The organism is Mycobacterium sp., from assembly GCF_032159765.1.
GTDB lineage: Bacteria > Actinomycetota > Actinomycetes > Mycobacteriales > Mycobacteriaceae > Mycobacterium.
Genome location: NZ_JAVHWM010000161.1, coordinates 1 through 6,818 on the forward strand (window position 1 = coordinate 1; position 6,818 = coordinate 6,818).

At 63.0% G+C, this 6,818-nt stretch carries 8 protein-coding genes and 1 pseudogene; 6 read left to right on the forward strand and 3 right to left on the reverse strand.

What is annotated here, in order from left to right; translation table 11 throughout:
* The 3 genes from QOH60_RS19340 to QOH60_RS19350 form a co-directional block, all read left to right on the forward strand.
* The coding region (locus QOH60_RS19340) for a response regulator transcription factor (RefSeq protein WP_526423340.1) at positions 1-219 on the forward strand (219 nt) is incomplete at its 5' end.
* Between the two features lie 314 nt (positions 220-533).
* The gene (locus QOH60_RS19345) at positions 534-956 is read left to right on the forward strand and encodes an alpha/beta fold hydrolase (RefSeq protein WP_526423342.1); all 423 of its coding nucleotides are present in this window, start codon (positions 534-536) and stop codon (positions 954-956) included.
* 299 nt (positions 957-1,255) lie between these two features.
* Complete coding sequence (locus QOH60_RS19350) at positions 1,256-1,969, forward strand: VIT1/CCC1 transporter family protein (RefSeq protein ID WP_526423344.1); 714 nt, start codon at positions 1,256-1,258, stop codon at positions 1,967-1,969.
* A gap of 15 nt (positions 1,970-1,984) precedes the next feature.
* Here the strand turns inward: QOH60_RS19350 and QOH60_RS19355 are convergent, their stop codons facing one another.
* Complete coding sequence (locus QOH60_RS19355; RefSeq protein ID WP_526423346.1) at positions 1,985-2,239, reverse strand: hypothetical protein; 255 nt, start codon at positions 2,237-2,239, stop codon at positions 1,985-1,987.
* Between the two features lie 471 nt (positions 2,240-2,710).
* Between QOH60_RS19355 and QOH60_RS19360 the strand changes: the two genes are divergently transcribed.
* Positions 2,711-3,028 carry a hypothetical protein gene (locus QOH60_RS19360; protein ID WP_526423348.1) on the forward strand — a complete coding sequence of 106 codons (318 nt, stop codon included), beginning with the start codon at positions 2,711-2,713 and terminating at the stop codon, positions 3,026-3,028.
* 67 nt (positions 3,029-3,095) lie between these two features.
* Here QOH60_RS19360 and QOH60_RS19365 read toward each other — a convergent pair.
* Positions 3,096-3,227 (reverse strand): annotated as a pseudogene (locus QOH60_RS19365) (IS481 family transposase); the annotation flags it as partial.
* A 638-nt stretch (positions 3,228-3,865) separates the two neighbouring features.
* Complete coding sequence (locus tag QOH60_RS19370) at positions 3,866-4,762, reverse strand: slipin family protein (protein ID WP_526423354.1); 897 nt, start codon at positions 4,760-4,762, stop codon at positions 3,866-3,868.
* Positions 4,763-5,245: 483 nt separating this feature from the next.
* Between QOH60_RS19370 and QOH60_RS19375 the strand changes: the two genes are divergently transcribed.
* Positions 5,246-5,557 (forward strand): hypothetical protein, encoded by a 312-nt coding sequence (locus tag QOH60_RS19375; protein ID WP_526423350.1) that lies wholly within the window; start codon positions 5,246-5,248, stop codon positions 5,555-5,557.
* A gap of 190 nt (positions 5,558-5,747) precedes the next feature.
* The gene (locus QOH60_RS19380) at positions 5,748-6,503 is read left to right on the forward strand and encodes a GAF domain-containing protein (RefSeq protein WP_526423352.1); all 756 of its coding nucleotides are present in this window, start codon (positions 5,748-5,750) and stop codon (positions 6,501-6,503) included.
* The last annotated feature ends 315 nt before the right edge of the window (positions 6,504-6,818 follow it).

A 6,818-nucleotide genomic window follows, 5' to 3' on the forward strand; every position in this document is an offset into this window, starting at 1 on the left:
CGCGGGGAGCGCAAGCGCCCGTCGAGCGGGTGGGAGTCGCTCACGCCCGCCGAACGCGACGTCGTCAAACTCGTTGCCGAGGGCCTGACGAACAAGGAGGTCGCCGCGCAGCTGTTCATCTCCCCGCGAACGGTTCAGTCCCACCTCGCCCACGTCTTCGCCAAGCTTGGCGTCAGCACACGCACACAACTCGCACAGACGGCTGCTCGGCACACTTAAATTAAATCGAGCCGACTCCCTTCGGTAAGCCTTCGCTGCTAGCGACGCTGCGCATGTCTGAACCACTCGCACACCAGACGACGAAGGCCATCGATGCGGGCTCATCGTTCCCCCTCGGTGCCACTCCCTCGGCCGACGGGGTGAACTTCGCGGTTCACTCGCGAAACGCGCCGCCGACGGTCAGGTCGATTCTTGCGGCGAACCGCGATACGTGTAGCTGATGCGCCAGGCATGCTGGCCGTAGTAGGAGACTGTGCGGCGGGAGCGCACCGATGGATAACGAGTGTTATCCATGATCTGTCGGGGGATTCCTCTTGTTTGCGCCTGCGGAGACGTTCGGCAGCTGGACGAACGTCACGGCTGAAGCCCTCCGAGGTGCGGGATGGAGCCCCCAGTCCGGCAAGTCGCAGGCGCGCGCGTTCATCAAGCGGTTGAAGGAGCGCACGAACCAACGGGATAAGGCGATGGCGATCGGAGCATTCCGCTCGCAGCTCAAGGCGATTCACGCCTGGGGCCTCGAGAAGCCGGCGGACCTGTCACGCATCCGTCAGCCCGTCCTGGTGGCCAACGGTGATGCCGACCGCATGGTGCCGTCCAAGAACTCCTATGACCTGGCTCAGCGCCTGCCGAATGCGACGCTCCGGATCTACCCCGACGCTGGACACGGCGGCATCTTCCAGTCCCACGAGCGGTTCGTTCCCGAGGCGCTCGAGTTCCTGGGATCGACGATTCCATGAGTCCGCTCTTCGGCTAAACGGCGCCTCGTCATCAGCCATAGCAAACGTCCGAAACCCTCTGAGCGCCAACACTGAACGACATCAACCTTGGAGTCAATTGATCAGTTCAGCGGCGCAGCCGCGGCATAACCGCCTTTCTTGATGGTTTTGACCACCTGGCGACCATCAGCTCCGCCTCTCTTGCCGTCGCCCAACTGTCATGGCTGTCACGCACGAGGCGCGGCGGGCCGAGGCCGTGGGCCTTTGGCTAGCCTACGTTTGCTGGCGGTCATCCTTAGTCGATGTCTAACGTGGCGGGCATGTCGACCAGTTCCCATCCCGCTGAGCCGCATACGGGTTCGGTGTCAGCCAGGCTGAATTGGCTGCGCGCCGGCGTCCTTGGCGCCAACGACGGGGTCGTCTCCACGGCTGGCATCGTGGTCGGCGTTGCCGCAGCGACGACGTCACGCGGCCCAATCCTGACCGCCGGAATCGCAGGACTGGTCGCGGGCGCCGTCTCAATGGCGCTGGGAGAGTACGTCTCCGTCAGCACCCAGCGCGACACCGAGCGGGCCCTGTTGAGCACGGAACGTGCAGAGTTGCGCGAGGACCCCGCAGCCGAACTCGACGAACTCGCGGCGCTGTACGAGGCGAAGGGGTTGACGCCGGCGACTGCGCGCACCGTTGCCGAAGAACTGACCGACCATGATGCGTTCGCCGCACACGCCGACGTGGAGCTGGGTATAGATCCCACCGATCTGACCAACCCTTGGCAGGCTGCACTGTCGTCGGCACTGTCATTCACGGTCGGCGCACTCCTGCCATTGATCGCAATATTGCTGCCGCCCAATGCGCTTCGGATTCCGGTGACCGTCGCGGCCGTGCTCCTGGCACTGGTCATCACCGGAGTCGCATCCGCCGCGTTGGGCGGCGCCCCCAAGCAACGCGCCGTCACGCGCAACGTACTCGGCGGCGCCTTGGCTCTGAGCGCCACCTACCTCATCGGACACCTCGTCGGCGCGACCCTCACCTGAGCTAATCCAGTCATCTCAAGTGGCGGCGTGGGCTCGCGTGACCCGACACGACAAGCCCGCCCTAACGACAATCATCATCGGCGCCTCCTGGCGTTCAGACCACTGCAGCGCGCCGCGGCGGTGAAAGAACAATTTGCCGGTGATGACGGCGCGCACAATCTCGCGTTCGATGATCTCCTGGTTGACAGGAAGGCCGAGCTCATTGCGCATGAAGAGCAACAGGCGCTCTTCGTTCAGGTCTGGAACGTCCAGCTGTTCCAAGTAGTCCATTTACCGTTGCAGACCTTCGTGTTTGGCGTCACTCGCCAGATTCTAGCCCCGCGCGACCCTGTCCCGCCCCCTGACTGCCCGGAATATATTGCGGGAGTGTGCAATTGACTTTTCTGGTGGGCGCAACGGTCGCAACCGCTGTACCAGTTGGACTTAGCCCGCATTCCTCCAGCGAAGAGCGACCGGTTTACCGGCTGCATTCAGTAGCAAGGGCATTGGAGCGCTCACAACGGGACGTGCCTACCCACAGCGTCCACTACCCCGCGCCCTCGAGAGGGGGCCACCCGACGGTGCCCAGCGCGCGGATCCGTCAGGGCATACTTGCCATACGCAGTAGATGATATTGGATTGCGTATGTCTAACATCGCAAATGGGGATGTCAAGACGGTTGACCGGGACGTTCTCATGCTCAACGATTGAGCGGTTGAGTGCGGTGTTTAGCACAGAGGTGCAGGGAGAGAGGGACGGCGTATGTGCACAGGTGAGGATCAGGAGTCGGTAAAGGTATCCGACGAGGATCTCGCGCGGGTTCGCGAATTGCGCAGAGTCGCGGTCGAGGCGCTCGTCGAAGCCAACACCATTCTCGCCAAGTACACGGACGTCGACGCCGACTCGATCGATTCGGTCACGGTCGGCTTGAAGCGGAAAACTGGCGCGGAGTTCGATGACGTGCCGCCGGTCTGGCAAGACCCGTGCACCCAGTACAACTCGGGCGGGGCCTGCGCATATCTCGAGTGTGATCCGCCAGGCGTGACGAAGCCGTGTCCGCCGGTGACGTTGCCGGCCTAGGCTTGCCCGCCGAGCACGGCGCGGCCTAGACGTCGGGGTAGGCCCGGTTTGCCTCGTTTTCGTTTGACCGCGCCACCCAGGAATGCAGCGCCTGGCGCGACCCCCAACCTTCGACGCCACCAGCGAAATCGACCACCCCGTCACTGACGACGGCCAACACCGCCTGATACCGCTGCTCAGCCACGCTCAACTCCCTCAACAAGGGAGTGTCAAAGGATCAGCCGAAACCACTGTCACCCATAGCCGAAACACTGTCACCCATCAGCTGGAACAGAAAACGTCAAGCATCAGCCGAAGTAATACAGCGCTGTTCTGGTGGGGCTGTTCTGGTGGGACGGCCGGGGCTCGAACCCGCGACCAACGGATTTGCGACTGGCCGCTCTCAAGGGTGTCGACTGATGCCGGTTATCGCCTGCGGCGCAGCGGATTTGGATTTCAGATCAGTACGGTCGCCAACGGTCGATTCCGGTTCATACTCGCTGAATAAGGGGTGAGCCGATGTGCACGGCGATGCCCTTGTCGGCGTGCTGCTGGTGTTGACGCTTATAAGCCGCTCGACCCCAGTAAGCGGGTAAATGTTTCCGCAGGTTGTCGCCAGTGGGCGACCGACGCGCCCGTGCAAGACGTTCTTCGATGCGCGGGTCGTTCACCATCGCCCGCAACGTGCGGTCCCAAACTGGTCCCACAGCGATGATCAGCCGAGGGGCGAGGTGATCGTGGTGTGTGGCGGCGTCCGATACCTGACCTGCCTGGGCACCGCGGTGATGCTGGTCTGATCGGTGATCAGCCAGACCGCGGAGCCTAAGCCGGTATCCAGGTCCATGTCCTTCGTCCCGGTCAGCAGACGGCCGTTGTCACCGGGTCGGGTGCTGCACCGTTCGTGGGTTCTCCGTTGTTGGCGATGTCGGTAGCCGATGGTGTCGGTGGTTGCGACAGGGTGGCTTCCGCGGCCAGCGGCACTCTGATCCCTTGGGCGGCGGCGGTTTCGCGGGCAAGGAAATTACCGAGTTCACCGATAGCGCTCATCATCGGCGCCGGGAACACCACTGTGGTGTTCTTCTCCACCCCAAGCTCGGCCAGGGTCTGCAAATTGCGCAGTTGCAGAGCAAGTGGGTGTGCCATCATCGTGTCCGACGCATCCCCCAGAGCGGCCGCGGCCATCGATTCCCCCTGAGCGGCAATGATTTTGGCACGCTTCTCCCGCTCAGCTTCGGCTTGCCGGGCCATCGCGCGTTTCATGCTCTCAGGTAGCTGAATGTCCTTCAGCTCAACCAAGGTCACTTCCACTCCCCACTCCAGGGTGGCCGAATCTAGGATCGCCTGAATGTTGGCGTTGATCAAATCGGTCTCCGAAAGTGCCTCATCGAGGGTGTGTTGGCCGACAACCTTGCGCAGCGTGGTCTGCGCGATCTGGTTGATGGCGGCGTTGACGTTCTCGATGGCAATCACCGACTTGACCGCGTCGACGACCCGGAAGTAGGCCACCGCCGAAATATCGACGCTAACGTTGTCCCGGGTGATGATGCCCTGCGACTGAATCGGCATCGTCACGATCCGCAGCGACACCCTGACGAGCCGATCGATCACCGGGATGATCAGGGCAAGCCCGGGTTCCTTCACACCAACCACCCGCCCGAGCCGGAACAACACGCCCCTCTGGTACTGCGTCACCACTTTGATCGACAGCGACAAGCCGACCAGCGCGACAATGAGGAGCACAACGATTGGGATGATCAAAACGTTCACGACATACTTCCTTAAAGAGTTGAGCGGCAAGACTTTTCTGCGGGGATGCATTGTGTGCCGCGCCGTGCCGAGTGAGCTGTGCCTGTCGGCGCGCCGGGTTCTCGAGAGTATCGGGGCGGCGCGTGCCGGTCAGGTGCAAATGGACACCCAGGCGCGGCTCAGCGCACCGTCTTGGGGGATCGAGTTCAGGGCACGCAGTACGGCTTTAGGCGGCTTTTGCCGAGATTGCGAAATTTGTTGCGGTAAACATGATTTGTTCCTTCTCTGTCGAGTGCGTTCACTAGAACGAAATGCACCCGACATTGCTCATGCTACTCCGCTCCCAGATCTCCGAACCGCGGTCTTCGGTACGACGAATCTCATCGCTGGCCTTGGAATTACTTGCCACCTCGACAGAATCACGCACGCCGGAGTCGAAGGGCGCTCGTTTCGATCTGACGGAATCGATCGACGCTTCAATCGGGGTGAATCGTGTCCCGGTGTCTGTACGACTGGCGTTCGGCCGCACGCCGGGCGACGGTGGTGGTGGTCGATCTAGCCGATCCCGACGTTGTCCGGTGGCCGAGGTATGGGCCAGCCATGCCGGAGCATCAGATTCGCCGTGTACGCCCATGCCTGTGGTCGTGGCCGGCCGATCCGTCGGCGCGCCCTGGACATGTGTCGGGGCTCACCCCCGGTCTGTTGTGTGCCGAGCAGCTGGCTGGCGCGTTGGTGGCGGCCGAGCTGGCCCGGTTGTCGGACCGAGGTGAGTCGGGGCACCGGGGTGCAGGCGGCCCAGCTTGAGGTCGAGCCGGCCGAGGCGCTGGTACGGCTGCGCGCGCACGCCTATGCCGCCGGCCGAAGTGCCACCGGCGTCGCCCGCGACATCCTGGATCGCCGACTACGCTTGAGGCCAACTGATGAAGCGCTCATCGCATACTCGACACCATTCGGTGATGTACCGGATGCTGCCCGGGATGAACTGGAGCCGTAAGTGACTGGGATACCTCGTGAAACCCGCGTGCTGGACGCGGTTGTCTCGCTGGTCGATAGCCTGCTGGGCGACTACGACGTGGTTGACCTGCTCACCGAGCTCACCGAACAATGCGCGCAGCTACTGGATGTCGCGGCGGCGGGATTGCTGCTGGCCACCCCGCGCCGCCAGTTGCAACTGATGGCCGCAACCACGGAGAAGCTCCACAACCTGGAGTTGCTCCAGCTGCAGTCCGACCAAGGCCCCTGCCTGGACTGCTACACCACCGGGCAGCCGATCTCGGTGGCCGACCTTCAGACCCAGGCGGTGCGCTGGCCGCGGTTCGTCGCGGCCGCGGCCGAGGCGGGCTTTCCCTCGGTGCACGCGGTGCCGATGCGCGCAGACAACACCGTGCTCGGTGCCCTGGGCTTGTTCGGCACCAAGGTCGGCGAGCTCAACGACGCAGATCTGCGGGTGGCCCAGACGCTGGCACATATTGCCAGCATGGCGATTCTCGAACACCCCCCCTCCCCGGCCTCCGTCCACCCTCACCTCCATGCGGCGTTGACCAGCCGGATCGTCGTCGATCAGGCCAAAGGATTCGTCTCCCAATGTCTAGAGGTGTCGGTTGACGAAGCATTCGCGCTGCTACGCCGCTACGCCCGAACCCACGGCGATCACCTAACCGAGCTGTCCCGTCAACTGATCGCCGAACCCGAGGGCCGCCAGCCGATCCTGGCGGCGATGATGCAGATGGTGGAGACGCCTCCGTCGTGACGTGCGGCGGTCAGAATTCACGGTGGCGGCCATAAACGTGATGCACGGCCTCCTCGAAAAATGGACCCAGAAGTGGGTGGGCGAGGTTCGCGACCAACGGATATGAGAAAACGATGTTTGTAGTTGCTGAGAGCCTAACTTGAGCGGATGTTCAGTGTCGGGGCGGGCGGGGCTCGAACCCGCGACCAACGGATTATGAGTCCCCTAGACACGGGTCGCGCGACCAGGCGAAATAGTCCGCTCCAACACATCAAATCGCCTGCAAGACATGGAATCTGGCCGCCGGCGGTACAGTTCCGGTACGCCCTCGGTACG